The following is a 25,439-nucleotide window of genomic DNA, read 5'->3' as shown; positions in this document are numbered from 1 at the left end:
CCTTCTGGAGAGGGTGGGCGCAGGGCGCACCTGCGCCGTGGATGTGAACGCGGAGGGAAGGGCGCCGACGCGTGCGTCCGGCGCCGGTCATGCGAGGGCGAGCGGCAGCAGGGTGTCGGAGAGGGCGTCCGGGCGGTCCCCGAGCTGCGCGGCCGTCCGTTCCCACGCGTCGCGGTTGAGGACGGCCGCGGCCCCGTCGTCCGCGGCCGGCAGGCCCGCGCCCGTGACGAGGCCCCAGAGCAGCAGTACGCGCGCGCCCCGGCGGATCTTGGGCTGGAGGGTGCCGATGCCCAGGTGCACCTCGCGGACGCCCGCCGCGTACGCCTGCTCGATGGGCCGGTAGTAGAACAGCTCGAAGTACTCGGCGGCCGACGCGCCCCGGGAGTGGTCGAAGCCGTACGCCCGGGCGGCGATCTGGGTCGACGTGGTGAAGGTCAGGGCGCAGCCGACCATGGCGGGGCCGCGGCCGCAGGTGTGCACAGTGGCGTTGCGGCCGCAGGTCTCGGCCTGCTGCCGCATCAGCTCCGTCATCGCCTCGTCGGCGGCCTGGTGACCGTGGTGGCTCTGGTGGGAGGCGATCAGCGGGCCCATCGGGCGCCAGACGTCCCGGAACGCCTCGGCGCGGTAGGTGTAGCCGGCGTCGAGGAAGGTGCGCCGGTCCTTGCGGATCTGGCGGCGCTGGTTGCCGGTGGCGGCGGCCAGGTAGTCGTCGAAGCCGTCGCCGGGCAGGCTGATGGCGCAGTCGGCGGCGAGCAGTCTGGGCCGGGGCAGACGCGCGTACGGCAGCAGCCGCCGTGCGTCCTCCTCGCCGAGGTACAGCCACCACGCGTGGCCGCCGGCCTCGTCGGCCGCGAGTCGGTCGACCGCCGCGACCAGCTGGTCGAGCGCCCTGTCCGCGTGGGGATGGGCGCGGTCGAGCAGCAGCCGGTTGGCGTGGCCCCGCCGGTTCCCGACGAGCAGGACCGGTCCCTCAGGGGCGAGTCCGAGGTCGGGGAACACGGTGGAGGGCCGGTAGCGGCCGCTGCCCTCGCGCGCCACGAGATAGGCGCTCGCGGCGGCGACCAGCGCGCCCTCCTCGTCGCGGACGAGGACGTAGTACGCGCGCGCGTGCGGATCGAGTTCCTGGTAGGCGGCCCAGTCGTGTCCGGCGTAGAACGATCCGCCGGCGAGGGCGTCCCACTCGGCGAGCGGGACCTCCGCGAGGGTACGGGCCAGGGTGACGTTCATGCGGCGCACGCCCTCACCGGAGTGAGGACGACGGCGCGCCCCGTCCAGCTCGACCAGAAGCGCGCCGCGGGCACGGACGCGTGGTCGGCTCCCCAGCGCGAGGGATCGGCGAAGCCGGCGTACACCTCGCCGTCCCGTTCGAACTCGCCGGTGAACAGCACGAGATGGCCGCCCTTGCGGCCGTCCTCAGGGAAGCGGAACGAGCACGAGACGATCGACGGGGTGCCGGCCTCGGCGAGCTCCCGCAGGGGCTCGGGGTCGGTGAACGGCGAGGCGTGGCCCTGGAGTCCGTACTCGGCGGCCAGGCGGACCAGGCCCGCGTGCAGCCACCCCTTGGGGGTGTGCGCGCCGAGGGCGAGACCGTGGTGCAGCAGGGGGAGCCGGTCGGGCACGGCGAGGCCGTGGAAGTCGAGCAGCATGCGCAGGCACGCCAGCCCGCAGCACCGCTCCCCCCACTCGTGCGGGCCGTCCGACGGCCACACGGCGTCGGGATCCGCGATCTCCTCGGGGGTGAAGTGCTGTCCGAAGCGGCGCACGGCGAGCGGCTCCCGGAGGAGCGGTGTGCCCGGTGTGCGCGGGCGGTGGGGGGTCATGTGGCGCTCCCTGTGGCGGTCGGGGCGCCGACGGGAACTACCTCGTCGACGGGGTCGACCGGGGTGGACGGGTCGGTGGTCAGGCGGAGGCCGGCTCGGCGGGCGCAGGCGGCGGTGAGGACGCCGGCGACGGTGAACAGTGCGCCGAGCCAGAGCCAGCCGGCGGATCCGTGGTCGAGGACGACCAGGGAGAGGAGTCCCGGCGCGAGGCTCCGCATGATGCCCGGACCCAGTGCGAAGACGCTCTGGTAGGCGCCCTGCGCGGTGTCGGGGGCGAGTTCGAAGCCGAAGTAGAACCCGCTGGAGGACTGGGCCAGCTCGCCGAGCGTGAAGACGACGGCCCACAGGAGGAGGACCGGGACGACCGCCGTGACCGGGAGGTGCGCCGTCAGGAACATCAGGCCGCACGAGAGGGCGAGGAGCAGGCCGGCCCTGCGCGTCTGGCGGACGGCCGCGGGCAGCGTCGCCGCGCTGCGACCCGCTCTGACCTGCAGCAGCACGACGAGCACCGTGTTGACGAGCACCAGCAGCGAGACGGACCAGGCGGGGGCCTCGGTACGGGTGACGACCCACAGCGGAAGGGCGAAGGAGAGCGTGCTCACGTGCAGGGAGAGGAGCCCGTTCGCGGCGGTGACGGCCAGGTAGCCGCGGTCGCGCAGGGGGCGGGGCGCCCGCGCGGCGGCCGTCTCGGCGCCGGATCCGTCCCGCTTCAGCGGTGCCCGTGCGGGCACCCGGGAGATCAGCGCCGCGGCGACGAGGAAGAGCAGCGCGTTGCCCAGGATGAGGGTCCGGTACGCGGTCGGGGTGCCGAGGGACAGGGCGATGCCCGCGAGCAGGGTGCCGCAGCCGAGTCCGACGTTGGTGGCGGTGCGGAGCTGGGCGCGGGCGGTGAGCCGTTCGGCTGGCGGCGCGACGACGTGGATCAGGGCGCCGACCGTCCCCGAGATGCCCCGGTCGGCCACGCCGCTGATCACGGCGACCACCATGAAGCCCGTGAAGTCGTCCACGAACACGTAGCCCGTCATGGCCGCGGCCTGGAGGAGCAGCAGCCCCAGGTAGACCGGCTTGGCCCCGACGCGGTCCGCGAGCTTCCCGCACACCACCATGAGGGCGAGACCGACCGCCGTGGCGGTGCCGAGCCCGAGTGCGACCTGCCCCGAGGACAGGCCGATGACGCGGGTGAAGAAGAGGGCGCTTCCCGTGAGGTACAGGCCGCTGCCGACGGTGTTCACCAGGTTGGCCGCCGCGAAGCGCCGGAGTCCGGGGTCAGACGGCAGGAGTTCGAGGCTGCGCAGGGCGGCTCGCATCAGGACACGGTCCAGGGGGCGGGAGTCGCCCGCTTCACCGCCTCCGCCAGCAACCCGATCACGAGCTCGTCGTAGGAGATTCCCGCTTCGGCGCAGGAGACGGGAAGGTTGCTGTGGCGCTGGAGTCCGGGAATCGTGTTCGTCTCCAGCGCGTACGGGACGTCGTTCTCGTCGACCATGTAGTCGACGCGAATGGCACCCCGGCAGTCCAGGAACGCGTGCAGGGCTTCCGCGCCGCGGGCCATCTCCTTGACGGTGTGCGCCGGGAGGTCGTCGGGGACGCGGTACTCGATTTCCGGGGCGCCGGCGCCGCCGAGCTTGGTGGATTCGTCGTAGTACGCGGCGCTGGTGACGAATTCCAGCGGCGGCATGCACAGCAGGCCGTCGCCGGTGGGAATGACGCTGATCGTCATCGCCCGCCCGGTGATGAATTCCTCCAGGAAGCACCGGGTGAACCCGCGCTCCGTCATGTCCGCGAGGGCCGGGGCGAGTTCGTCGCTCCGCTCGATCAGGCGGAGTCCGACGCTGCTGCCGCCGTCCACGGCCTTCAGCATGGCGGGCAGCGGGAAGTCGGCGGCGACGACGGCGGTCCGCGGCGACAGGAGCTGCGAGCTGCGGGGCGTGGCGATGCCCAGGTGCGCGAAGACGGCCTTGGAGACCAGCTTGTCCATGCCGACGCTGCTGGCGAGGACACCGGACGAGGTGTAGGGCACCGAGAGGAAGTCCAGAAGACCCTGAATTCGGCCGTCTTCTCCGTAGGGACCGTGGACGTTGAGGAATGCCGCGTCGAATCCGGTGATCCGCGTGACGAAATCGGGGGCCGTCGGATCCAGGTGTTCGCAGTGCACGCCCGAGTCGGTCAGGGCTTCGAGGAGGGCGGTCAGCGACCACTGGGCCCGCGGCACCGTGCGCAGGTAGAGGGCGTCCTCCTGCGAAACCGGGCCGGCGACGACGGCCACACGTTTGCCGCGAAGCATCTCTCGGTCTCGGACAAGGTTCTGGGCAGGCATGAGGAAGTTCCATTCGATGCGCGTTGCACGTATCCGTTCCTCGCGAGTAAACCGCCTGGCCGGTCTCCTTCTCAAGATCAATACGGAGTGGGGGTGCGTTGCGCGTGAGTGTTCCGCGCACGGAGGGTGGTTGTTCGCCTCAAGTTCGGGCGGAGGGAGTCGACGGCGTCCTCGGGCGGCGGAATTCTCACGCTGCCCGTGGATGCGACGGTGAACTCGCTTTCCGTGCGCACGTGTTACGTCTCACCTGGAGCGTTGTCGCCCGGGAGGAGCGCCGGGCCGGCGGGAGGGCCTCGGTCGGTCCTGCGGGGGTCGCTCGGGTGGTGAGGGGTGAGGTGGCGATCGGCCGGAGAGGGTGGAGGCTTACCCAGTGTGACGATACGTAGTATGTCACGTCGGCTGTAACGGCACGCTTAGTCTGTTTTGACGCGGGATGCGACCCGTCCTGCGGGCCGCATCCCGCATGTCATGCGAGGGGCATGGTCAGGCCGCTCAGCGGCCCAGCGTCGCGTCGACCTGCGCCATGACGCGCTGGGTGTAACCCCGGGCGTCGGCGGCCACCTTCGGGTTCTCCTTCAGGAGGCGCTGCTGCCAGTCCGATTCGACCGTGTGCATCGTCTCCGAGACGGCGAAGGCGTTCCGGCAGGTCACATCCGCCGTGGCGGTCGCGATGGCCTCGGGCGACCTTCCGGCGCTCGCCGCCCAGCGCGGGTCGTCGTTCGCCGCCCACGGGTCCTTGTAGTCGAAGCCCTTGGTCTTCATGCACGAGGACCACTTGGCGAAGACCGCCAGCGTGCGCGGGTCGGTGAGCATGCTGTCCCAGGACCGGCGCTCCAGCTTGGTGATCGCGTCCTCGGAGGTGTCCAGGACGCCGGGCGTACGGGTACGTCCGACGAGCGCCTGATCGGTCTCCCCGGCGCAGCCCGCGGCGGGCACCGCCTTGCCGTTCACGGTGGGGGCCGCGGCCGTGCGGGCCGCCGCCTTCCCGGTCCGGCCGCCGGGGCCGTAGAGGGCCAGCTCGGCCTCCGGGCTCAGCTCCGCGTCGGCGCCGAGGGACCGGGCGCCCTGGGGGGCCGCCTGCGCGTCGTCGGGCCAGCCGTAGCCGTAGGCCGACACCTTCGCGAGGTCGTGGTCCCCGTACCGGACGTCCATGCCGTTCTTGGGCCCGGCGTGCGCGGCGGGCGCCGCCTCGGCCCACGACTGGGGGGCGGTGAACGGCGCCGCGACGCCGAAGCGGTCCAGGCAGGCCGCCGCCTTCTTGGCCTGGGCCGCGGAGAGAAGGGTGCGGTGAACGTCGTTGCCGTTCACCTGGTACGCGCGGATGGGCAGCGTCCAGGTGGACGGGTCCGCCGCCTTCGGGGCGACCTCCGGCGTCCGCCACAGCTCCGCCGCGGAAGCCGCGGCGACCTTCGGCGGCGTGGCGCCGAGCGCGCCCTCCTTCTCGTCGAAGGAGGCGATGGCGACGACCGAGGCACCGCTGAGGGCTGCCACGGCGAGTGCGGCGACGGTCGGCTTGAATGCCTTGCTCTTGCGCATGGACGAGGGCCTCTCGGTGATTTCCTGCTCGCTCAGCATCCCGAACCCATCCATTCGAACGAGGCGTTCTCGTTGTAGGTGTTCACCAGGTTCTTGTAGTTGTCCGCGGCGATGTCGTCGTAGATGCCCTTGAAGTAGCTGTTGAAGTGGACGCGGGCGATGCAGGCCCGCCCGTAGTCCTTGTGGTTGTGGGCCGACGCGGCGTTGTTCTTCACGCCCTGGTTGCTGCCGTCGCCGCGGTTCGGGCAGAAGAGGAACTTCAGGTAGCCGGGCGTGCCGTCATCCGCTCCGAAGTTCTCCTCGCTGTACCCGAACTTCGTCCACGAACCCTTGAAATTCGAGTGGTAGAACAGCTGGAACTTGAAGGTGTAGGCGTCCACGCAGTCATTGGGGGACACATTCCAGTCGTTCGCCTGGGCGGGGCTCGACATGAGTGCCGATGCGCAGGCGATCCCGATGGCGGCGGCGATGGACCGCTTTTTCAACTTGAGCAAGATTTCCCCCATTGACGGCAAACCGCCCTCCTCGTCGTATCGAGTGGGCGGAGATACGGGGGTCAATCTTTGATTCCTTATGCATCGATCGCCAGGAAGAAACCAGTCAACTCGCCGGGTGCGGTGACCGGAAACGATCATGGGGCGCGACTTTGGTCGTCGGGGGGCGCTACGAAAGAGAGGCGCCGGGGGCGGGGTCCGCTGCCTAAGGTGCGAGCGTGGACGAGATGGCGAAGTCGGGGAGTCGGGGTGCGGGCCGGATCGGGGCCCGGGTCGCCGACGTGTGGGCCTGGTTCCTGGTGCCCGGGCAGTGGTCGTGGCGCAGGACCACCGGGGAGGTGGCGCTCGCCGTGGTCGTGGCGCTGCTCGCCGCCGGGACCGAGGAGCTCCTGGGCGGCGAGGGGTGGCGGCTGGCCGCGGTCGCCGCCGGTGCAGCCGTGCTGTCGCTGGTGCGGCGGAGGCTCCCCGCGAGCACGCTGGTCGTGGCCGCCGGACTCACGCCCTTCGTGCCCGGTCTGGGGCCGCTGCTGCTGGTGGTCGGCTGGTCGTCCGGCCGGTACATCGTGGGTGCCGGGCACGCGCTGACCGCGTACATCGCCGCCTTCGTCCTGAACGTCGGGGGGACGCTCCTGGAGTCCTGGGACCGGCAGCGGATGCTCATCGTCGCCTTCCTCGCGACCCTCTACTACCTGGGCACCACGCTGGCCCCCGGGCTCGCCCACCGCTACTGGACCCAGCGGCGGACCCTGCTGCACGCGCTGCAGGAGCGCAACGCCCAACTGCTGCGCGAGCGGACCATGGTGGCCTGGCAGGCCCGGCTGTGGGAGCGGCAGCGGATCGCGCAGGACATGCACGACAGCCTCGGGCACCAACTGGCCCTGATCGCCGTGCACACGGGCGCCCTGGAGGTCGACCGGGAGCTCGGCGAGCGGCAGCGCGAGGTGGTCGGCGTCCTGCGGAACGCGTCGGTGACCGCGATGCACGAACTGCGGGAGGTCGTCGGGATACTCCGCGACGGCATCGAGGCCCCGAACGGCGCGGTGGCGCCCGCCCGGGTCGGGGACGAGACGGGCAGGGCCGCGCGGGGCATCGCGGGCATCGAGGGGCTCGTGGAGGCGGCGCGGGCGGCCGGCACCGCGGTCGGGCTGCGCCGGCTCGGGGAGGAGCGGTCCCTGGCGCCCGCCGCCGACCACGCCGCGTACCGGATCGTGCAGGAGGCCCTGACCAACGCCTACAAGCACGCGCCGGGGGCGTCGATCGGCGTCGAACTGCGCTACGAGCCGGACACGTTCGTCGTGGAGATCCTCAACGAGGAGCCGTCGGACGGGCCCGCCGCGGACGTGGTGAGCGGCGGCCAGGGGCTGACCGGGCTCGCCGAGCGGGCCCGCCTGGTCGGCGGCATGTGCCATGCGGGTCCGGCCGACGGCGGCGGGTTCCGGGTCGCCGGGATGTTGCCGTACGGGGCGGCGCCGGTCGCGGAGGCAGCGCCTTTGGTCGACGAGGCCGACGACTTCCGGCAGCAGACCACGAGGCCGCTCGCGGGGGATGGTCGTCCGGTCGCGGTCGGAACGGCCGACTGGACTGTCACGGAGCGGGAGTTGGCGATGGCGGTACGCGGGGGCAAGAGCAGCAGCACGGGCGGCGCGATCGCGCTGGGCTGCGGGATAGCGTTCGCCGCGCTGGTCCTGCTCGTGGTCGCGGCGGGCTTCGGCCTCTACTTCCTGATGGGGTCCGTGCAGGACGGGATGATGGACCCCGAGCAGTACGACGCGGTGGAGGTCGGGAGGCCCGAGAAGGAGGTCAGGGAGCAGCTGCCGTCGGGCGACTCGATAGCCACGGTCGGCCTGAACAAGGACGGGCCCGCGCGGCCCGAGGGTGCGTCGTGCCTCGTCCTGATGTCCTCGGAGGTCAGCGACAGCTTCGACAAGGAGCCCGTTTTCCGGTTCTGCTTCAAGGGCGGCAAGCTGATCGAGAAGAAGTCGTACGAGGTCACGGCGCGGTAGCGCTGATCGCCCGTACCGGAGCGGTGGGGGAGTAGCTGTGGCAGGGCAGCCGATCAGGGTCGTGATCGCCGACGACGAGCCTCTGATCAGGGCCGGGATCCGGATGATCCTCATCTCGGACCCGGAGATAGAGGTCGTCGCGGAGGCCGCCAACGGCCGGGAGGCGGTCGAGGCGGCGCGGGCGCACGCCGCCGACGTGGTGCTGCTCGACATCCAGATGCCGGTGCTCGACGGTCTGTCGGCGCTGCCGGAGCTGCGCCGGGCGGCGCCGGCGGCCCGGGTGATCGTCCTGACGACCTTCGGGGAGCGGGAGAACGTGCTGCGGGCGCTGGAGCACGGCGGTGCAGGGTTCCTGCTCAAGGACACGGCGCCGGCCGAGCTGATCGGGGCGGTGCGGGCGGCCGCGGCGGGTGACGCGTATCTGTCGCCGGCGGCGACCCGGCACGTCGTGGAGCGGCTCGCCACGAGCCGGGAGGCCGCCCGCGCCGAGCAGGCGCGGGGGCGGGTCGCGGCGCTGAGCGAGAAGGAGCGCGATGTGCTGGCGCTGCTCGGCGAGGGGCTGTCCAACGCGGACGCGGGCAGGCGGCTGCACATGAGCGAGGCCACGGTGAAGACGTATGTGAGCCGGATCCTGGCCAAGCTGGACTGCGAGAACCGCGTCCAGGCGGCGCTGCTGGCGCGGGACGCGGGGCTGTAGCCGCGGGACGCCGGGGCTGTAGGCGCCCGGCGGGGGTGCGTCAGCCCGGGGGGACGCCGGGGAGGCCGCCGGTGCCCGCGGCGTTGTAGCGGAGCAGGTAGGCGGCGAAGTGGGCGAGGTCGTCGGCCGACCAGTCCTTGAGGCGTTCCTGGTAGGCGGCGAGGCGGCTGGTCTGGGCCGAGGCGAGGATCCTGGAGCCCGCCTCGGTGGGGTGCAGGACGTGGACGCGGTGGTCGTCGGGGGCGGGGCGGCGCTCGACCAGGCCGAGCTTCTCCAGGCCGGCGACCTGGCGGCTGACCGTCGACTTGTCCAGCAGGTAGTGGGCCGCGAGGTCGGTGGCCCGGCAGCCGCGCTGCTCCTCGATGTGCGCGAGGAGCGTGTACGAGACGAGCGGGAGCTCGGGGTGGACCCGGGCCGCCGCGGCGCGGGCCCGGCGGGCGAAGGCCGTCAGTTCGCGCTGGATGACGTCCACGGACGCCTCGCGTGGTGGCTGTGTGTCGCCGCCGGTCATGATGCGCTCCCTTTGCCGTGGTCGGGGCGCTGTTCGCCCGTCACCACCCTCCAGTTGTATAGTACAACGGTTACTTAGTTGTAAAAGCCAACCATGGAGGTCTCGTGTCCGCAGGACCGAACACCACCGGTGCGTTGCGGCATGTCCTCGGACATCTGCTCACCCCCCTGCTGATGTGCGTCGGCATGGGACTCGCCTACCTCGGCGCCTTCCACGCCCCCGCCCCCCACGATCTGCGCGTCGACGTCGTCGGCTCGGGCCCCACCGCCCAGGTCCTCGCGCAGACCCTCCAGGACAAGGGCGCGGGCGCCCTCGACGTCCGTACCGTCGCCGACCGGGCGACCGCCGTCAGCGCCTTGCGCACACAGGACAGCTTCGGCGCCTACATACCCGGCGAGAAGCCCGAGCTGCTCGTCGCCTCGGCCTCCTCCGACACCAGCGCCATGGCCGTCGAGAAGGTGTTCACCAAGGTCGCGGCCGCCCAGGACGCCCCGCTCGAGGTCACCGACGTCGCCCCCGTCGCCTCCGGCGACCCCACGGGCCAGGGCGTCTTCTTCCTGCTCGTCGCCCTCAGCATCGGCGCGTACGCCTCGGTCGCCGTCATCGGCGGAGCCGGCGCCGTCCTGCCCATGCGGATCAGGGTCCTCCTCGCCGCCGGGATGTCCCTCGTCGTCAGCCTCGTCGGCACCCTCTTCGCCGGACCCGTCTTCCACCTCGTCGACCAGGGGCTCGGCGGGGTGTGGGCGATGTCCTGGCTGTACGCGGCGGGCATCCTGCTCGTCGGCGTCGGCCTGCACACCTTCCTGCGCCGCTGGACCACCCTCGGCGTCATGGTGCTCTTCGTCATGCTCAACTTCACGAGCTCCGGCGGCATCTACCGGCCCGAACTCCAGCCCGGCTTCTTCGGTGCGCTGCACGCCTTCTGGAACGGCGCCGGCTTCGTCGAAGGCGTCCGCGGCCACGTCTACCTCGACGGGCACGCGGTCGGCGGACACCTCCTCACCCTCTCCCTCTGGCTCCTCGCCGGCATCGCCCTCGTCATCACCGCCGGCCTCACGGAAGCCCGCCGGAAGCCGGTGGACAACCCGCACGTCCCGGCGGCGGTCCCGGCCGCGACCGAGGAGGAGATGGAGGAGGCGGTCGCGGTCTGAGCACCGCCCGCGCACGTTGTCCACAGGGCCCCGTCCACAGGGGGAGACGGCCGATCCGACGCGGCTGTACGGTCGGGGCCGAATGATGTTGGACCATCGCATCGGGGGAGGGCGTCCCATGGACGAGAACAGGGTCGTCGTACCAGGGCAGCGCGGTACGGACGGAGGGCCCGCGGGCTCCCGCGTCCCGCACGTACCGGGGTTCGCGCGCCGCACCGCCGCCGGCGCGGACGCGGGCGGCGGGACCTCCCCCAAGGAGCTGGGCAGGCGACTGCGCGAGACGGTCCCGCGCACCGCGCACGACCGGCCCGCCCTCGCCGCCGACCGCCCCGACGCCGTCCGCGCCGTCGAGGAGTCGAACCGGGGCCGGGTCCCCGAGCTGGCGCCGCTGCGCGTCGGCAGGATGGCGGCGAGCCCCTTCGCCTTCCTCCGCGGCTCCGCCGGACTGATGGCCCAGGACCTCGCCGGCACACCCGTCACCGGCATAGCCGCCCAGCTGTGCGGCGACGCCCACGCCGCCAACTTCGGCCTCTACGGCGACGCCCGCGGCCGACTCGTCATGGACCTCAACGACTTCGACGAGACCGTCGTCGGCCCCTGGGAATGGGACCTCAAGCGGCTCGCCACCTCCCTCGTCCTCGCCGGACGCGAGGTCGGCGCGAGCGAGGAGACCTGCCGGGCCGCCGCCTTCGACACCGTCGGCGCGTACCGGCGCACCATGCGCCTGCTCGCCCGGCTCCCCGCACACGACGCCTGGAACGCCATCGCCGACGAGGAGCTCGTCTCCCACACCGACGCCCGCGACCTCCTCGGCACCCTGGAGCGGGTCTCCGCCAAGGCCCGCAAGAACACCAGCGCCCGCTTCGCCGCCCGGTCGACCGAGGCCGTCACCGACGCGGAGTGCGGCGGCCGCCGGTTCGTCGACGCGCCCCCGGTGCTGCGCCGGGTCCCCGACGCCGAGGCGGCCGAGGTCGCCCTCTCCCTCGGCGCGTACCTGGAGACCGTGTCCGAGGACCGGCTGCCGCTCCTCGCGCGGTACGCCGTCCACGACGTCGCCTTCCGGGTCGTCGGCACCGGCAGCGTCGGCACCCGCTCCTACGTCGTGCTGCTCCTCGACCACCGGGGCGAGCCGCTGGTGCTCCAGGTCAAGGAGGCCCGGCCGTCGGCGCTGCTCCCCCACCTGCCCGCCGCCTTCCCCGCGCCCGACCCCGGCCACGAGGGCCGGCGGGTGGTCCTCGGACAGAAGCGCATGCAGGTCGTGAGCGACATCCTGCTCGGCTGGACCACGGTCGACGGGCGCCCCTTCCAGGTGCGCCAGTTCCGCAACCGCAAGGGCAGCGTCGACCCCGCCGCCCTCACCGCCGACGAGGTCGACGACTACGGCCGGATGACCGGCGCCCTGCTCGCCCGGGCCCACGCCCACAGCGCCGACCCGCGCCTGATAGCCGGCTACTGCGGGAAGAACGAGGAGCTGGACGACGCCATGGCGACCTTCGCGGTCGGTTACGCGGACCGCACCGAGGCCGATCACGCCGACCTCCTCACCGCGATCCGCACCGGTCGCACCGTGGCGGAGCGGGGCGTGTGAGGACCGTAGGCTGGACGGGACGAGGCGGAACGAGGACTGGGCGGGCGTGGACGTGAGCGTGGACCAGGGCAAGAACGAGGGACCCGGGGACGAGCGGCCCGAGGCGCGTCTCGAACAGGCCGTGCGGGTGGCCGAGCAGGCGCTGATCGAGTTCGAGATCGCCGTGGAGACCTTCCGGGTCGAGGTGGACAACTTCTCGCGGCTGCACCACCAGAAGCTCGGTCCGGTGTACGCGCGGCTCGACGAGCTCGACGCGCGGATCGCCGAGGCCCGGGCGGCGCGCAGCGGGGACCCGGAGGACCTGCGGAAGGCGCAGGAGGCGCGGGCCGCGGTCATGCCGATGCCGGGGGTGGAGGAGCTGTTCCACGACTGGATCGACTCCGACGGCCTCTCCCCCGAGGCCGCCGCGATGCTCACCGACCGTCCCGTGCAGTCGCCGAAGCGGGTCCGGCCCGGCGAGGAGGCGCGCAGGCTCTACCGCGAGCTGGCCCGCAAGGCCCACCCCGACCTGGCCCGCGAGGAGGACGAGCGGAAGCGGCGGGAGGAGTTCATCACCCGGGTGAACGCCGCCTACGCCCGGGGCGACGAGGCGCTCCTGCGCGAGCTGTCCGCCGAGTGGGAGGCCGGACCGGTGCCGGCCGAGCAGCGGCTCAGCGAGAGCGAGGAGCTGTACGCGCGCCTGGAGTGGCTGGCGGAGCGCAAGGACATGCTGTCGGCCCTGGCGCGGGAGCTGGAGGAGAGCGCGATCGGCGCGATGCTGCGGATGGCGCCGGACGATCCGGACCGGCTCCTGGAGGAGATCGCCGAGCAGCTGCTCGCGCAGGTTTCCGAGCGGGAGGCCCAGCTGGCGGGGCTGGTGGAGTAGGTTTTCCGTGCGCTCGAGACCGCTCGGGCGGTACTGACGAGAGAAGGCCGTTCCCATGAATTTCTCCCCGCTGCCCTCGGTGGACGCGGCTTCCGTGCCGGTCGATGCCCTGGTGCTGGACGTCAGGGAGGACGACGAGTGGGAGGCCGGTCATGTCGAGGGTGCGCTGCACGTTCCCATGAGCGACTTCGTCGCCCGCTTCGGTGAGGTGACCGAGGCCGTGGCCGAGCGCGGTCGCGCCTATGTGATGTGCCGGGTCGGCGGCCGTTCCGCCCAGGTCACGCAGTACCTGGTGCAGCAGGGCATCGACGCGGTGAACGTCGACGGCGGGATGCTCGACTGGGCCGGCGTCGGCCGCCCGATGGTGTCGGAGGACGGCGGCGCGGCCTTCGTCCGCTGACCCCGTGCCAGGGCCCGTCCGGCCCTGACCGAGCTGGCGGCCCCTCCGGGGGACTCCCGCCGATCGGGCCGGACATCCCCTAGCCGAGAGGGTGGGCGGCCAGGAGGTCGCCCAGGGCCTCCTCGTGGGCGGCGGCGGGGCCGAGGGACAGTTCGAGGTGCTTGGCCCAGGCGTGGTAGCGGTGCAGGGGGTAGTCGGTGTCGGCGCCGAAGCCCCCGTGCAGGTGCTGGGCGGTCTGCACCACGCGTCGTACGCCTTCGGACGCCCAGATCTTCGCGACGGCGATGTCCCCGGCGGCGGGGAGCGCCCCGTCGGCCCCGGTGGAGACGCGCCAGGCGGCCTGCCAGAGGGTGGCTTCCATGGCGCGCAGGTCGATGTAGCGGTCGGCGGTCTGCACGGCGACGGACTGGAAGGTGGCCACGGGGTGGCCAAACTGCTCGCGCTTGCCGGTGTACTGGCTCGTCATGGTGAGGACGGCCTCGCCGAGGCCGAGGGCGAGCGCGCAGGTGCCGGTGGTGAGGATCGCGCGCAGCTGTTCCCAGGCGCCGTCGGCGTCGATGACGTCGGCGGCCGTGAGGCGGACGTCGTCGAGCCGTATTTGGGCGAGGAGTTCGCCGCTGGTGGAGTACTGCTCGGTGAGGCCGAGGCCTTCGTGGGTCCGGGGCAGCAGGGCGACGACGGCGCGGCCGTCGGAGGTGTGTGCGGGGACGGCGATGAGGTCGGAGCCGTGGGCCCACGGGACGGCGGTCTGGAGGCCGTCGAGGAGCCAGCCGGTGCCGTCGCGGCGGGCGGTGACGGCAAGGTCGGCGGAGTCGTGGCCGGTGCGCCCCTGGGAGGCGGCGGTGAGGACGAGTTCGCCGCGCCCGACACGGGGGAGCAGGGCGGCGGCCGTCTCCGGGTCGGCGTACCGCTCGATGGTCATGGCGACCGCGCTGGTCTCCAGGAGCGGGACACGGGCCAGGACGCGGGCGGCCTCGCGCAGGACGAGGCAGAGCGCGACGGCGTCGAGGCCGGCGCCGCCGTGCTCGGGGGCCAGGACGAGGCCGAGCAGGTCGGCGGCGGCGAGGCGGGACCAGAGCGGCCGGTCGAAGTCGTCGGACACGGCACCCGGTGTGAGGGCGGGGCTGGGTACCGCGTCGGGTACGACGTCCGAGAAGACCGCCTTGGCCGCCTCGGCGGCCGCCTGCTGCTCTTCGGTGAAGGTGAAGTCCACTGCCCTGCCCTCCCGTTGCCGTACCCGCTGCCGAACCCGTCGCAGCCCTGGTGCTCCTGACGGACCGTCAAGATAGAACAGGTTCTAGGCGAAGGGAATGGCGGCGCAGGCACTTCACCGGCCACCGGAGTCGGCGGCCGGTGTCAGCGGTCGCCGGTCCCAACGGTCGTTGTCGGCGGGCGGGGTCGGCGGTCGTCGCCGGCGGCCGGTGTCAGCTGCCGGTGTCAGCGGTCGAAGTCCAGCTCCACGTCCGCGGTGACGGGGTGGGACTGGCAGGCCAGGACGTAACCGGCGTCGGTCTCGTCCGGTTCCAGGGCGAAGTTGCGGTCCATCCGCACCTCTCCGCCGACGACGAAGGCCCGGCAGGTGCCGCACACCCCGCCCTTGCAGGCGTACGGAGCGTCGGCCCGGGCCCGGAGCACCGTCTCGAGCAGCGTCTCGCCCCGGTCGACCGGCCAGGTGCCGGAACGGCCGTGGAGGGTCGCGGTGAGCGTGGCGTGCGCGGGGGCGTCGGCCGCCGGGGCCGCGGCCGGTGCGGAGCCGTCGTCGACGTGGAAGATCTCCTGGTGGATCCGGGAGCGGTCCACCCCGAGGCCGCGCAGGGCCTGCTCGGCGCCCTGGACGAGCCCGAACGGGCCGCAGAGGAACCAGCCGTCGATCTCGCCGACCGGCAGCAGCGCGGGCAGCAGCCCCGCCAGCCGCTCGCGGTCCAGGCGGCCGGACGGCAGACCCGCCTGCTGCTCCTCCCGGGAGAGCACGGTGACCAGCTGGAAGCGGTCCGGGTAGCGGTCCTTGAGGTCGGCGACCTCGTCGAGGAACATCGTGGACGCGGCGGTGCGGTCGCTCCGCACCAGGCAGAACCGGGCCTCCGGCTCACGGGCGAGCAGGGTGGCGGCCATCGAGAGGACCGGGGTGATGCCGCTGCCGCCCACGACGGCCGCGAAGTGGCCGGGGCGCGGCGCGAGCGTGAAGCGGCCCATGGGCTCCATGACCTCGACGACGTCGCCGACGGCCAGTTCCTTGAGCGCGTACGTCGAGAACGAGCCGCCGTCGACCAGCCGGATGCCGACGCGCAGGACGGGGGCTTCGCCGGCCGGGGCCGCGGGGGCGCAGATCGAGTACGTGCGCCGGATCTCCTCGCCCTGCTCGCCGGTGCGCCGCAGGGCGAGGTGCTGGCCGGGGAGGTGGCGGTAGGTGTCGTGGAGTTCGGGCGGGACCGCGAAGGCGACGGCCACGGAGTCGTCCGTGAGCCGCTCGACCCCGCTCACCCGGAGCGGCTGGAATCCGGCCCGCCCGGAGCCTGAGGACGCCATCTACAACTCCTTGAAATGGTCGAACGGTTCGCGGCAGGCGGTGCAGCGGCGCAGTGCCTTGCACGCCGTGGACGAGAAGCGGCTGAGCAGCTCGGTCTCGGTGGAGCCGCAGTGGGGGCAGCGGATCGCGAGGGTCAGCGGCACGGGGCCGCCCGCGGGGCCCTGGGGGCGGGGCGGGGCGATGCCGAACTCGGCGAGCTTGCGCCGGCCTTCCTCGCTGATGTCGTCGGTGGACCACGCGGGCGCGAGGACGGTGACGACGGAGACCTCCGGCACGCCGTGCTCGTGGAGCGCGCGCTCGATGTCGGAGGACATGGCCTCGATCGCCGGGCAGCCCGTGTAGGTCGGGGTGAGGGCGACCTCGACGCGGCCGGGGCCGAGGACCTGGACGCCCCGCATGACGCCGAGTTCCTCCAGGGTGAGGACGGGCATCTCGGGGTCGAGGACCGCGCCGGCGATGCGGCTCAGTTCCTCTTCCAGGGCGGTCGTGGTCACCACGACGCACCCGGGTGGCTGCGGTGCAGGTGCTGCATCTCGGCGATCATCCGGCCGAAGGACTCGGTGTGCAGGCCCTGTCGGCCCGCTCCGGCCGCCCAGGCGCCGGTGCGCGGCCCGCCGGGCACGGTGAGCGTGGCCCGGGCGAGGACGTCGGTGACCGAGGCGAGCCAGGCGCTCTCCAGTGCCGCGTGGTCCAGGTCGAGGCCGTCGACGGGCTGGAACAGCTCGCCGGTGTACCGCCACAGGGCGTCGCACGCGCGCTGCATCCGGTCGTGGCTCTCGGCGGTGCCGTCGCCGAGGCGCAGGGTCCAGTGCTCGGCGTGGTCCTGGTGGTACGCGACCTCCTTGACGGCCTTCGCGGCCAGGCCGGCGAAGGGGCCGTCGCCGGCGGCCAGCTGTCCGTACAGGAGCCGCTGGTAGGTGGAGAAGTACAGCTGCCGGGCGATGGTGTGGGCGAAGTCGCCGTTGGGCTGTTCGACCAGCTGGACGTTCCGGAAGGAGCGCTCCTCGCGGAGGTACGCGAGTTCGTCCTCGTCGCCGGCGAGCGAGAGCAGGACGCGGGCCTGGCCGAGGAGGTCGAGGGCGATGTTGGCCAGGGCGACCTCCTCCTCCAGGACGGGGGCGGCGCCGGCCCACTCCCCCAGGCGGTGGGAGAGGACGAGGGCGTCGTCGCCGAGGGCGAGGGCGGCACCGGTGAACGAGGCGGACGCGTGCGTCGTCGGGGTGCTCACAGGTGCTTCACCCCCTCCGGGATCTCGTAGAAGGTCGGGTGGCGGTAGGGCTTGTCCGCGGAGGGCTCGAAGAAGGGGTCCTTCTCGTCCGGCGAGGAGGCGGTGATCGCCGCGGAGGGGATGACCCAGATCGACACGCCCTCGCTCCTGCGGGTGTACAGGTCGCGGGCGTTGCGCAGGGCCATCTCCGCGTCGGGCGCGTGGAGACTGCCCGCGTGGGTGTGGGACAGTCCGCGGCGGGAGCGCACGAACACCTCCCACAGCGGCCAACCGTCGCTCGTCATGCCTGTGCCTCTCCGTGCGTGCCGGTGTGCTTCTCCGCGTAGGCCGCGGCTGCTTCCCTGACCCAGGCGCCGTCTTCGTGGGCCTGGCGCCGCTTGCTCAGCCGCTGGTCGTTGCAGGGGCCGTTCCCCTTGAGGACGTCCCAGAACTCGGTCCAGTCGATCGGTCCGAAGTCGTAGTGCCCGCGCTCCTCGTTCCACCGCAGCTCGGGGTCCGGGAGGGTGAGTCCGAGGGCCTCCGCCTGGGGCACGGCGATGTCGACGAACCGCTGGCGCAGCTCGTCGTTGGTGTGGCGCTTGATCTTCCAGTCCATCGCCTGGGCGGTGTGGGTCGACTCGGCGTCCGGCGGGCCGAACATCATCAGCGAGGGCCACCACCAGCGGTCCACCGCGTCCTGCGCCATGGCGTGCTGCGCCTCGGTGCCGCGGGAGAGGGCGAGCAGGGCCTCGTACCCCTGTCGCTGGTGGAAGGACTCCTCCTTGCAGACGCGGACCATCGCGCGGGCGTACGGCCCGTAGGAGCAGCGGCACAGCGGGACCTGGTTGGTGATCGCGGCGCCGTCCACCAGCCAGCCGATGGCGCCGACGTCGGCCCAGGTCAGCGTGGGGTAGTTGAAGATCGAGGAGTACTTCTGGCGGCCGGAGTGGAGCTTGTCGAGCAGCTCGTCGCGGCTGGTGCCGAGGGTCTCCGCCGCGCTGTACAGGTACAGGCCGTGGCCGGCCTCGTCCTGGACCTTGGCCATGAGGATCGCCTTGCGCCGCAGCGAGGGCGCGCGGGTGATCCAGTTGGCCTCCGGCTGCATGCCGATGATCTCGGAGTGGGCGTGCTGCGCGATCTGCCGGACGAGCGAGGCGCGGTACGCCTCGGGCATCCAGTCGCGCGGCTCGATCCGCTCGTCGGCGGCCACGGCGGCGTCGAACACGGCCTCGTAAGCGGCCTGCTCCGCCGCCACGGCCGCGTCCGAGCCACCGGGCGTGCCCGTGCTCGCTGCCGTCCCTGCCGTCACTGCGGTCATCGAACCCCCTACCGACCGATCGTTCGGTTGAATCTCTTCAATGGTGAGTCGGCGGCCCGTATGGTGTCAACCCTGTGATGGACCGAGGTGGGCCGTTGGGGGTCGGATCGGGATGGACCCGTACGTGGAAATGGACGCGGTCGAGGCGGGCGACGACCGGCCCGGACCCGAGGAAGCGGAACACCGGGGAGAGGGCGCAGGGGCCGGGCACGGCACCGGGATCGCGGCCCTGTCGCTGCCGTACCAGGTCGCGGTCGCCGTGGCGCTCGCCGTCGTCGGGGTGTTCGCCCTCGTCCACCTGGCGATGGTGTTCCTGCACGTGGCGCCGTCCAACACGCTGACCCAGCGGCACGGCCAGGCCGTCGACGACTGGATCTACCCCGAGTTCGAACAGAACTGGAAGCTCTTCGCCCCGAACCCGCTCCAGCAGAACCTCTCCGTGGAGGTGCGCGCCGAGATCGCCGGCGAGGGTGGGGAGCTCCGCACCACCGACTGGATCGACCTGACCGCCCAGGACATCACGGCGATCCGCCACAACCCGGTCCCCAGCCACGCGCAGCAGAACGAGCTCCGCCGGGCGGTGGACTTCTACCGGGGCTCGCACACCGACGACAACCGCCCCAACGGGCTGCGCGGCCGCCTCTCGGAGCGGTACATCCACCGGATCGCGTTGCTCCGCCTGGACTCCGTCCCGTCGCTCCAGGGCTCCGACGTGCGGCGCGTCCAGCTGCGCACCGTCACCCGCCCCGTGCCTGCCCCCGAGTGGAGCACCGAGAAGACCGACGCCACCCCGTCCCACCGCGACCTCCCGTGGTGGCGGGTCACCGACGCCGACCGGCCCGCCGGAACCGACCGAAGCCGCACGGAGGCGGGCCGATGAACGAGCCGACGCCGGTGAACGGGCCGAACCCGGTGAGCGGGACGACGCCGGTGGGCGGGACGACGCCGACGAGCGGGCCGAACCCGGTGAGCGGGACGACGCCGGTGGGCGGGACGACGCCGATGAACGAGCCGAAGCCGGTGAACGGGCCCGCGGGCGCTTCCCCCGCCACGCGCGCGCGTACGGGGGAACCCTTCGACCGGCGGCTCGCCCGGGCCGTCCAGACCGTCACGGGCCGTTCCCTCGGCCCGTACCAGACCGCGATCGTGCGGATCGGCTTCGCGCTGACCTGGCTGTTCTTCCTGCTGCGCGAGATTCCGCACCGGCAGGAGCTGTACGGGCCCGACGGCCCGTGGTCCTGGGACATGGCCCGCCGACTCCTGTCCGGCAACCACGCCTTCACCGTGCTCATGTGGTCGGACGGGCGGATCTGGTTCGAGGTGGTCTACGGGCTCGCGGTGCTCTCCGCAGGCCTGCTCCTGGTGGGCTGGCGCACCCGGGCCGTGTCCGTGGTGTTCATGGCCGGGGTGCTCTCGCTGCAGAACCGCTCCGTCTTCGTGGGCGACGGCGGCGACAACGTCCTCCACCTCGTCGCGATCTACCTCGTGCTGACCCGCTGCGGCCAGGTCTGGTCCCTCGACGCCCGTCGGGCGGCCCGCGAGGCGCGGGCGGCCGCGGCCGGCGAACCCGAGCGGCGCGACCTCGTCGGTCCGCTGCTGTGGACCGTGCTCGGCGGTTTCCTCCTGGCCGCCACCTGGTTCGCCGACGTCACCGGCGAGTGGTGGCTGCTGGTGCTGATGTGGGTGCTGTGGCTCGGGAACGCGCTCTGGTGGGTGGTGTGCCGGAATGCGCCGGGGGAGCCGCGCGTCCTGCTCGACGCCCTCGCGCACCTCGCGCACAACGCCGCCCTCGCCGTGATCATGGCCGAGGTCTGCCTGATCTACGCCACGGCCGGCTGGTACAAGATCCAGGGCTCGCGCTGGCAGGACGGCACCGCGCTGTTCTACCCGCTCCACCTCGACTACTTCTCACCGTGGCCCGCCGTCTCCGGCCTGCTCGGCGCCAGCGGGGTCATGGTGATGCTGCTGACCTACGGCACGGTGATCGTCCAGGTCGCCTTCCCGTTCACGCTCTTCAACCGCAAGGTCAAGAACGTCCTGCTGGTCGTGATGATGCTGGAGCACGCCGGGATCGCCGTGCTCCTCGGGCTGCCGGTCTTCTCGCTCGCGATGATCTCCGCCGACGCGGTGTTCCTGCCCACGGCCTTCCTGGTGGCACTCGGCGGCCGGGCGGCACGGGGCAGGGACCGGCTCCTGAGGCGGCTTCCCGCGAAGGCGGTGCCCGAGCAGCGCCGTACGGGTGAGGAACACGGTCCCCGTACCCTCGTCGGGTGAGCACCACCGAAGAGCAGCCAGGAGCCGAGCCGGCCGCGCGGGCCGAGACCGCCGAGCCGGTCCAGTACGACGAGGGGTTCGGCCCCGAGGTCGGCGTCGGGCCGCACCCGCGGCCGTGGCCCGAGGGCGAGCGGTACGACCCCGAGCTGCTCGCCGGAGGCGACCGGCGCAATGTCGTGGACCGCTACCGGTACTGGACGCAGGAGGCGGTGGTCGCCGACCTCGACACCCGGCGCCACGACTTCCACGTGGCGGTCGAGAACTGGGGCCACGACTTCAACATCGGGTCGGTGGTGCGGACCGCCAACGCGTTCCTGGCGAAGGAGGTCCACATCGTGGGCCGGCGGCGCTGGAACCGGCGCGGCGCCATGGTCACCGACCGCTACCAGCACGTGCGGCACCACCAGGACACCGAGTCGCTGACCTCGTGGGCGGCTGCCGAGGGCCTGCCCGTCATCGGGATCGACAACCTGCCCGGCGCCGTGCCGCTGGAGCGGACCGTGCTGCCCCGCCGCTGTGTGCTGCTCTTCGGGCAGGAGGGCCCCGGTCTCACCGAGGAGGCCCGCGCGCACGTGGAGATGGTCTGCTCGATCGCCCAGTTCGGTTCGACCCGGTCGATCAACGCGGGGGCCGCCGCCGCCATCGCCATGCACGCGTGGGTGCAGCGGTACGCGGAGATCGAGACCCCCTGAGGGGGGTGCGGAGGCCCTGAGGGCCCCCGCACCGGCCGCCGGGTCAGGCCTGGCGGCGGACCTCCACCACCCGGAAGCGGTTGGAGACGAAGGCACCGTCGCACAGCGCCGCGTTCGCCGCCGGGTTGCCGCCGGAGCCGTGGAAGTCGGAGAACGCGGCCGTCTGGTTGACGAACACGCCGCCCGTGAGGTTCAGCGACAGTTGCGCCGACTCCTCCAGGCAGACCTCCTCCACCGCGCGCTCGGTGTCCGCCGAGGTCGTGTAGGCGCCGACGGTCATGGCGCCCTTCTCGCGGACCGTGCGGCGGAGCAGCTCCAGGGCGTCGGCGGTGGAGTCCACCGAGACGGCGAAGGAGACCGGGCCGAAGCACTCCGAGAAGTACGCGGCCTGGGCGTCCGGCTTGGAGCCGTCCAGCTTCACGATGACCGGGGTGCGGACCACGGCGTCCGGGTACTCCGGGTTGACCACCTCGCGGGAGGCGAGCGCCACCTCGCCGAGACCGGCGGCGGCCTCGAGGCGGGCCTTCACGTCCGGGTTGACCAGGGCGCCGAGCAGGCCGTTCGCCCGGGCGTCGTCGCCGAGCAGGCCGCCGACCGCGGTCGCGAGGTCGGCGACGACCTCGTCGTACGACTTGGGGCCCTGGTCGGTGGTGATGCCGTCGCGGGGGATCAGCAGGTTCTGCGGGGTGGTGCACATCTGGCCGCTGTACAGGGACAGCGAGAACGCCAGGTTGGACAGCATCCCCTTGTAGTCGGCGGTGGAGTCGACCACGACCGTGTTGACGCCGGCCTTCTCGGTGTAGACCTGCGCCTGGCGGGCGTTCTCCTCCAGCCAGTCGCCGAACTCGGTCGAGCCCGTGTAGTCGATGATCCGGATCTCCGGACGCACGGCCAGGGTCTTGGCGATGCCCTCGCCCGGGCGCTCGACGGCGAGCGCCACCAGGTTCGGGTCGAAGCCGGCCTCGGCGAGCACCTCGCGGGCGACCCGGACGGTGAGCGCGAGCGGCAGGACCGCGCGCGGGTGCGGCTTGACCAGGACCGGGTTGCCGGTCGCGAGCGAGGCGAACAGGCCCGGGTAGCCGTTCCACGTGGGGAAGGTGTTGCAGCCGATCATCAGGGCGATGCCGCGACCGACCGGGGTGAACTCCTTGCTGAGCTCCAGGGGGTCGCGCTTGCCCTGAGGCTTGGACCAGCCGGCCCGGCCGGCGGGGGTGCGGGTCTGCTCCGCGTACGCGTACGCCACGGCCTCGAGGCCGCGGTCCTGGGCGTGCGGGCCGCCGGCCTGGAACGCCATCATGAACGCCTGACCGCTGGTGTGCATGACGGCGTGGGCGAACTCGTGGGTGCGGGCGGAGATCCGGGCGAGGATCTCCAGGCAGACCAGGGCACGGGTCTCGGCGCCGGCGTCCCGCCAGGCGGCCATGCCCGCGCGCATGGCGGGGAGCAGCACGTCGATGTCGGCGTGCGGGTACTCGATGCCCAGGGACGGGCCGAACGGCGAGGTCTCGCCACCGGTCCAGCCGTCCGTGCCCGGCTGGTCGAGCTCGAAGCGGGTGTTCAGCAGGGCCTGGTGGGCGGCGAGGCCGGCCGCGGCGTCGAGCGAGCCGTCCGCGCCGTACGCCTTCGGGTGCTCGGGGTGCGGCGACCAGTAGGCACGACTGCGGATGGTGTCGAGTGCCTGGTCGAGCGTGGACCGGTGCTTCTCGGCCAGACGGTCGGTGGTCAGCTGAGCGATGGCCATGGGATGGACCAACTCCTCGTCGAGCTGGGCAGGGAGACGCGTACGGAGTTAGAGTAACCGAACGATCGGTCGGGACAAGGGGGTCCGTCGATCCTGTGGAAAACCCATCGGGGAGGATCACTCCTATGAGCGCCAACGTGACCGTCAGGGGGAGCGACGACGTGACCGCCAGTGAGACCGCCGCCGTGGGCCGGGACCGCACCGTCGCCGTGGTCGGCACCGGAACCATGGGCCAGGGCATCGCCCAGGTCGCCCTGGTCGCGGGCCATCCCGTGCGCCTCTACGACAGCGCCCCCGGCCGGGCCGCCGAAGCCGTCGCCGCCCTGACCGCGCGCCTGGACCGGCTCGTCGAGAAGGGGCGCCTCGACGCCGCCGCGCGCGAAGCGGCCGTCGGCCGGCTGTACGCGGCGGAGGACCCCGCCGAGCTCGCCGACTCCGCCCTCGTGATCGAGGCGATCGTCGAGAACCTCGACATCAAGCAGCGGCTCTTCGCCGACCTGGAGAAGATCGTCGGCGACGACACCGTCCTCGCCACGAACACCTCCTCCCTCTCCGTCACCGCCATCGCGGGAGGGCTGCGCCTCCCCGGCCGGTTCGTCGGACTGCACTTCTTCAACCCCGCGCCGCTGCTCCCCCTCGTCGAGGTCGTCAGCGGCTTCGCCACCGACGCGGACGTCGCCACGCGCGCGTACGAGACGGTGCGGGGCTGGGGCAAGACGCCGGTGCGCTGCGCGGACACCCCGGGCTTCATCGTGAACCGGGTCGCCCGCCCCTTCTACGCGGAGGCGCTGCGGGTGTTCGAGGAGGGCGCGGCCGACCCCGCCACCATCGACGCCGCCCTGCGCGAGTGCGGCGGCTTCCGCATGGGCCCGTTCGAGCTGACCGACCTCATCGGCCAGGACGTGAACGAGGCCGTCACCCGCTCGGTCTGGGAGTCCTTCTACCAGGACCCCAAGTTCACGCCCTCGCTCGCGCAGCGGCGGCTCGTCGAGTCGGGCCGGCTCGGCCGCAAGACGGGCCACGGCTGGTTCTCGTACGCGGAGGGAGCCGAGCGGCCCGAGCCGCACACGGCGCCGCCGGCGGAGGCGCCCGAGAAGATCGTCGTGTCCGGCGACCTGGGGCCCGCCGAGCCGCTGGTGGGGCTCTTCGAGGAGGCGGGGATCAAGGTCCGTCGCATGAAGGGGGACGGGCACATCAAGCTGCCGGGCGGCGGCCTGCTCGGTCTCGCGGACGGCGAGAGCTCCTTCGAGTACTCCCCCGAGGAGATCGTCTACTTCGACCTCGCCCTCGACTACGCGCGCGCGAGCCGGATGGTGCTCTCCACCGGCCGGCGCACCGCGCCCGAGACCCTCGCCGAGGCCGTGGGGCTCTTCCAGGCGCTGGGCAAACAGGTGTCGGTGATCGGCGACGTGCCCGGCATGATCGTCGCCCGTACGGTCGCGATGCTGGCCGATCTGGCGGCCGACGCGGTCGACCGGGGCGTCGCCACCGCCGAGGACGTGGACACGGCGATGCGGCTCGGGGTCAACTACCCGGCAGGCCCACTGGAGTGGGCGGAGAAGCTGGGGCCCCGGCGCGTCTGCGACCTGCTGTCGGCGCTGCACGAGCGCTACCCGACGGGCCGGTACGGGCCGAGCCGGGCGGTCGCCCGCCGGTGCGCCGAGGCCGACGAGGAGGACTCTCGATGACCACGGCGAAGCGCGACACGTACACCCCCGAGACGCTGCTCTCGGTCGCGGTGCGGATCTTCAACGAGCGCGGCTACGACGGCACGTCCATGGAGCACCTGTCCAAGGCCGCGGGGATCTCGAAGTCCTCGATCTACCACCACGTGTCCGGCAAGGAGGAGCTGCTGCGGCGGGCGGTCAGCCGGGCGCTCGACGGGCTCTTCGCGATCCTCGACGAGCCGGGGGCATCGAGCGGCCGGGCCGTCGAGCGGGTCGAGCACGTGACGCGGCGGACCGTCGAGGTGCTGATAGCGGAGCTGCCGTACGTGACGCTGCTGCTGCGCGTGCGGGGCAACACCGCGACCGAGCGGTGGGCGATGGAACGGCGCCGCGAGTTCGACCACCGGGTGGCCGACCTGCTGAAGGCCGCCGCCGCCGAGGGCGACCTGCGGGCGGACGTGGACATCCGGCTCGCCACCCGACTCCTCTTCGGCATGATCAACTCGCTGGTGGAGTGGTACCGGCCGCACCCGGACTCGGTCGCGGAGCGCGACCAGCTCGCCGAGACCGTGGCGCACCTGGCCTTCGACGGGCTCCGCGCGACCCGCTGACCTGCCGTACGGCCGCCGGC

General features: G+C 72.7%; 25 protein-coding genes. 11 read left to right on the top strand and 14 right to left on the bottom strand.

The window, feature by feature from the left end:
• Positions 1-87: 87 nt before the first annotated feature.
• The 6 genes from MRBLMG1_RS12645 to MRBLMG1_RS12620 all read right to left on the bottom strand — a co-directional run bounded on the left by MRBLMG1_RS12645 (position 88) and on the right by MRBLMG1_RS12620 (position 6,167).
• On the bottom strand, positions 88-1,227 hold the full coding sequence (locus tag MRBLMG1_RS12645) for a peptidogalycan biosysnthesis protein (RefSeq protein ID WP_367823667.1): 1,140 nt from the start codon (positions 1,225-1,227) through the stop codon (positions 88-90).
• Positions 1,224-1,820 carry a hypothetical protein gene (locus tag MRBLMG1_RS12640; protein WP_367823665.1) on the bottom strand — a complete coding sequence of 199 codons (597 nt, stop codon included), beginning with the start codon at positions 1,818-1,820 and terminating at the stop codon, positions 1,224-1,226. The genes MRBLMG1_RS12645 and MRBLMG1_RS12640 overlap by 4 nt, the downstream gene beginning before the upstream one ends.
• A complete protein-coding gene (locus MRBLMG1_RS12635) occupies positions 1,817-3,127 on the bottom strand; it encodes an MFS transporter (protein ID WP_367823663.1) in 1,311 nt (436 codons plus the stop codon). The genes MRBLMG1_RS12640 and MRBLMG1_RS12635 overlap by 4 nt, the downstream gene beginning before the upstream one ends.
• Positions 3,127-4,086, bottom strand: a complete 960-nt coding sequence (locus MRBLMG1_RS12630; protein WP_367823661.1) for a D-alanine--D-alanine ligase family protein — start codon at positions 4,084-4,086, stop codon at positions 3,127-3,129. The genes MRBLMG1_RS12635 and MRBLMG1_RS12630 overlap by 1 nt, the downstream gene beginning before the upstream one ends.
• A gap of 543 nt (positions 4,087-4,629) precedes the next feature.
• Positions 4,630-5,673, bottom strand: coding sequence for a hypothetical protein (locus MRBLMG1_RS12625; protein ID WP_367823659.1), 1,044 nt, complete (start codon positions 5,671-5,673; stop codon positions 4,630-4,632).
• Between the two features lie 32 nt (positions 5,674-5,705).
• On the bottom strand, positions 5,706-6,167 hold the full coding sequence (locus MRBLMG1_RS12620; protein ID WP_367823657.1) for a hypothetical protein: 462 nt from the start codon (positions 6,165-6,167) through the stop codon (positions 5,706-5,708).
• A gap of 227 nt (positions 6,168-6,394) precedes the next feature.
• Between MRBLMG1_RS12620 and MRBLMG1_RS12615 the strand changes: the two genes are divergently transcribed.
• Together MRBLMG1_RS12615 and MRBLMG1_RS12610 are read left to right on the top strand one after the other, a co-directional pair.
• Positions 6,395-8,170, top strand: coding sequence for a sensor histidine kinase (locus MRBLMG1_RS12615; protein ID WP_367823714.1), 1,776 nt, complete (start codon positions 6,395-6,397; stop codon positions 8,168-8,170).
• A gap of 37 nt (positions 8,171-8,207) precedes the next feature.
• Positions 8,208-8,867: a response regulator gene (locus MRBLMG1_RS12610; protein ID WP_367823655.1), complete on the top strand. Its 660-nt coding sequence runs from the start codon at positions 8,208-8,210 to the stop codon at positions 8,865-8,867.
• Between the two features lie 40 nt (positions 8,868-8,907).
• Here MRBLMG1_RS12610 and MRBLMG1_RS12605 read toward each other — a convergent pair whose 3' ends face one another.
• Positions 8,908-9,378 (bottom strand): MarR family winged helix-turn-helix transcriptional regulator, encoded by a 471-nt coding sequence (locus MRBLMG1_RS12605; RefSeq protein WP_367823654.1) that lies wholly within the window; start codon positions 9,376-9,378, stop codon positions 8,908-8,910.
• A gap of 104 nt (positions 9,379-9,482) precedes the next feature.
• Here MRBLMG1_RS12605 and MRBLMG1_RS12600 point away from each other — a divergent pair, with 104 nt between their 5' ends.
• The 4 genes from MRBLMG1_RS12600 (at position 9,483) to MRBLMG1_RS12585 (ending at position 13,382) form a co-directional block, all read left to right on the top strand.
• On the top strand, positions 9,483-10,529 hold the full coding sequence (locus MRBLMG1_RS12600; protein WP_367823652.1) for a hypothetical protein: 1,047 nt from the start codon (positions 9,483-9,485) through the stop codon (positions 10,527-10,529).
• 118 nt (positions 10,530-10,647) lie between these two features.
• The gene (locus MRBLMG1_RS12595) at positions 10,648-12,117 is read left to right on the top strand and encodes a DUF2252 domain-containing protein (protein ID WP_367823650.1); all 1,470 of its coding nucleotides are present in this window, start codon (positions 10,648-10,650) and stop codon (positions 12,115-12,117) included.
• A 46-nt stretch (positions 12,118-12,163) separates the two neighbouring features.
• Positions 12,164-12,982: a hypothetical protein gene (locus MRBLMG1_RS12590; protein WP_367823648.1), complete on the top strand. Its 819-nt coding sequence runs from the start codon at positions 12,164-12,166 to the stop codon at positions 12,980-12,982.
• Between the two features lie 55 nt (positions 12,983-13,037).
• The gene (locus MRBLMG1_RS12585; protein WP_367823646.1) at positions 13,038-13,382 is read left to right on the top strand and encodes a rhodanese-like domain-containing protein; all 345 of its coding nucleotides are present in this window, start codon (positions 13,038-13,040) and stop codon (positions 13,380-13,382) included.
• Positions 13,383-13,461: 79 nt separating this feature from the next.
• Here MRBLMG1_RS12585 and MRBLMG1_RS12580 read toward each other — a convergent pair whose 3' ends face one another.
• From MRBLMG1_RS12580 to paaA, 6 genes are all read right to left on the bottom strand, one after another.
• Positions 13,462-14,595, bottom strand: a complete 1,134-nt coding sequence (locus MRBLMG1_RS12580; RefSeq protein WP_367823644.1) for an acyl-CoA dehydrogenase family protein — start codon at positions 14,593-14,595, stop codon at positions 13,462-13,464.
• A gap of 224 nt (positions 14,596-14,819) precedes the next feature.
• Positions 14,820-15,908, bottom strand: a complete 1,089-nt coding sequence (locus tag MRBLMG1_RS12575; RefSeq protein WP_367823643.1) for a 2Fe-2S iron-sulfur cluster-binding protein — start codon at positions 15,906-15,908, stop codon at positions 14,820-14,822.
• Positions 15,909-16,406, bottom strand: coding sequence for a 1,2-phenylacetyl-CoA epoxidase subunit PaaD (gene paaD, locus MRBLMG1_RS12570; protein WP_367823642.1), 498 nt, complete (start codon positions 16,404-16,406; stop codon positions 15,909-15,911).
• Positions 16,400-17,137, bottom strand: a complete 738-nt coding sequence (gene paaC / locus MRBLMG1_RS12565) for a 1,2-phenylacetyl-CoA epoxidase subunit PaaC (protein WP_367823640.1) — start codon at positions 17,135-17,137, stop codon at positions 16,400-16,402. Before paaC ends, paaD begins: the two co-directional genes overlap by 7 nt.
• On the bottom strand, positions 17,134-17,421 hold the full coding sequence (gene paaB / locus MRBLMG1_RS12560) for a 1,2-phenylacetyl-CoA epoxidase subunit PaaB (RefSeq protein ID WP_367823639.1): 288 nt from the start codon (positions 17,419-17,421) through the stop codon (positions 17,134-17,136). The genes paaC and paaB overlap by 4 nt, the downstream gene beginning before the upstream one ends.
• A complete protein-coding gene (gene paaA, locus MRBLMG1_RS12555) occupies positions 17,418-18,434 on the bottom strand; it encodes a 1,2-phenylacetyl-CoA epoxidase subunit PaaA (RefSeq protein ID WP_367823637.1) in 1,017 nt (338 codons plus the stop codon). Before paaA ends, paaB begins: the two co-directional genes overlap by 4 nt.
• Positions 18,435-18,564: 130 nt before the next feature.
• On the opposite strand from paaA, the gene MRBLMG1_RS12550 reads away from it, so the two are divergent.
• The 3 genes from MRBLMG1_RS12550 to MRBLMG1_RS12540 all read left to right on the top strand — a co-directional run bounded on the left by MRBLMG1_RS12550 (position 18,565) and on the right by MRBLMG1_RS12540 (position 21,400).
• Positions 18,565-19,314, top strand: coding sequence for a DUF5819 family protein (locus MRBLMG1_RS12550; RefSeq protein WP_367823712.1), 750 nt, complete (start codon positions 18,565-18,567; stop codon positions 19,312-19,314).
• 122 nt (positions 19,315-19,436) lie between these two features.
• Complete coding sequence (locus tag MRBLMG1_RS12545; protein ID WP_367823710.1) at positions 19,437-20,708, top strand: HTTM domain-containing protein; 1,272 nt, start codon at positions 19,437-19,439, stop codon at positions 20,706-20,708.
• Complete coding sequence (locus MRBLMG1_RS12540; RefSeq protein WP_367823635.1) at positions 20,705-21,400, top strand: TrmH family RNA methyltransferase; 696 nt, start codon at positions 20,705-20,707, stop codon at positions 21,398-21,400. The genes MRBLMG1_RS12545 and MRBLMG1_RS12540 overlap by 4 nt, the downstream gene beginning before the upstream one ends.
• A 43-nt stretch (positions 21,401-21,443) precedes the next feature.
• On the opposite strand, the gene paaN is transcribed toward MRBLMG1_RS12540, so the two are convergent.
• Positions 21,444-23,141 (bottom strand): phenylacetic acid degradation protein PaaN, encoded by a 1,698-nt coding sequence (gene paaN, locus MRBLMG1_RS12535; protein WP_367823634.1) that lies wholly within the window; start codon positions 23,139-23,141, stop codon positions 21,444-21,446.
• 125 nt (positions 23,142-23,266) lie between these two features.
• On the opposite strand from paaN, the gene MRBLMG1_RS12530 reads away from it, so the two are divergent.
• Together MRBLMG1_RS12530 and MRBLMG1_RS12525 are read left to right on the top strand one after the other, a co-directional pair.
• The gene (locus MRBLMG1_RS12530) at positions 23,267-24,829 is read left to right on the top strand and encodes a 3-hydroxyacyl-CoA dehydrogenase (RefSeq protein ID WP_367823632.1); all 1,563 of its coding nucleotides are present in this window, start codon (positions 23,267-23,269) and stop codon (positions 24,827-24,829) included.
• The gene (locus tag MRBLMG1_RS12525) at positions 24,826-25,419 is read left to right on the top strand and encodes a TetR/AcrR family transcriptional regulator (protein ID WP_367823630.1); all 594 of its coding nucleotides are present in this window, start codon (positions 24,826-24,828) and stop codon (positions 25,417-25,419) included. The genes MRBLMG1_RS12530 and MRBLMG1_RS12525 overlap by 4 nt, the downstream gene beginning before the upstream one ends.
• Positions 25,420-25,439: the final 20 nt, after the last annotated feature.

The organism is Streptomyces sp. LMG1-1-1.1 (assembly GCF_040815545.1).
Classification (GTDB): domain Bacteria; phylum Actinomycetota; class Actinomycetes; order Streptomycetales; family Streptomycetaceae; genus Streptomyces.
Note: the sequence above shows the minus strand (reverse complement) of the source record. Positions and strands in the feature narration are given on the sequence as shown.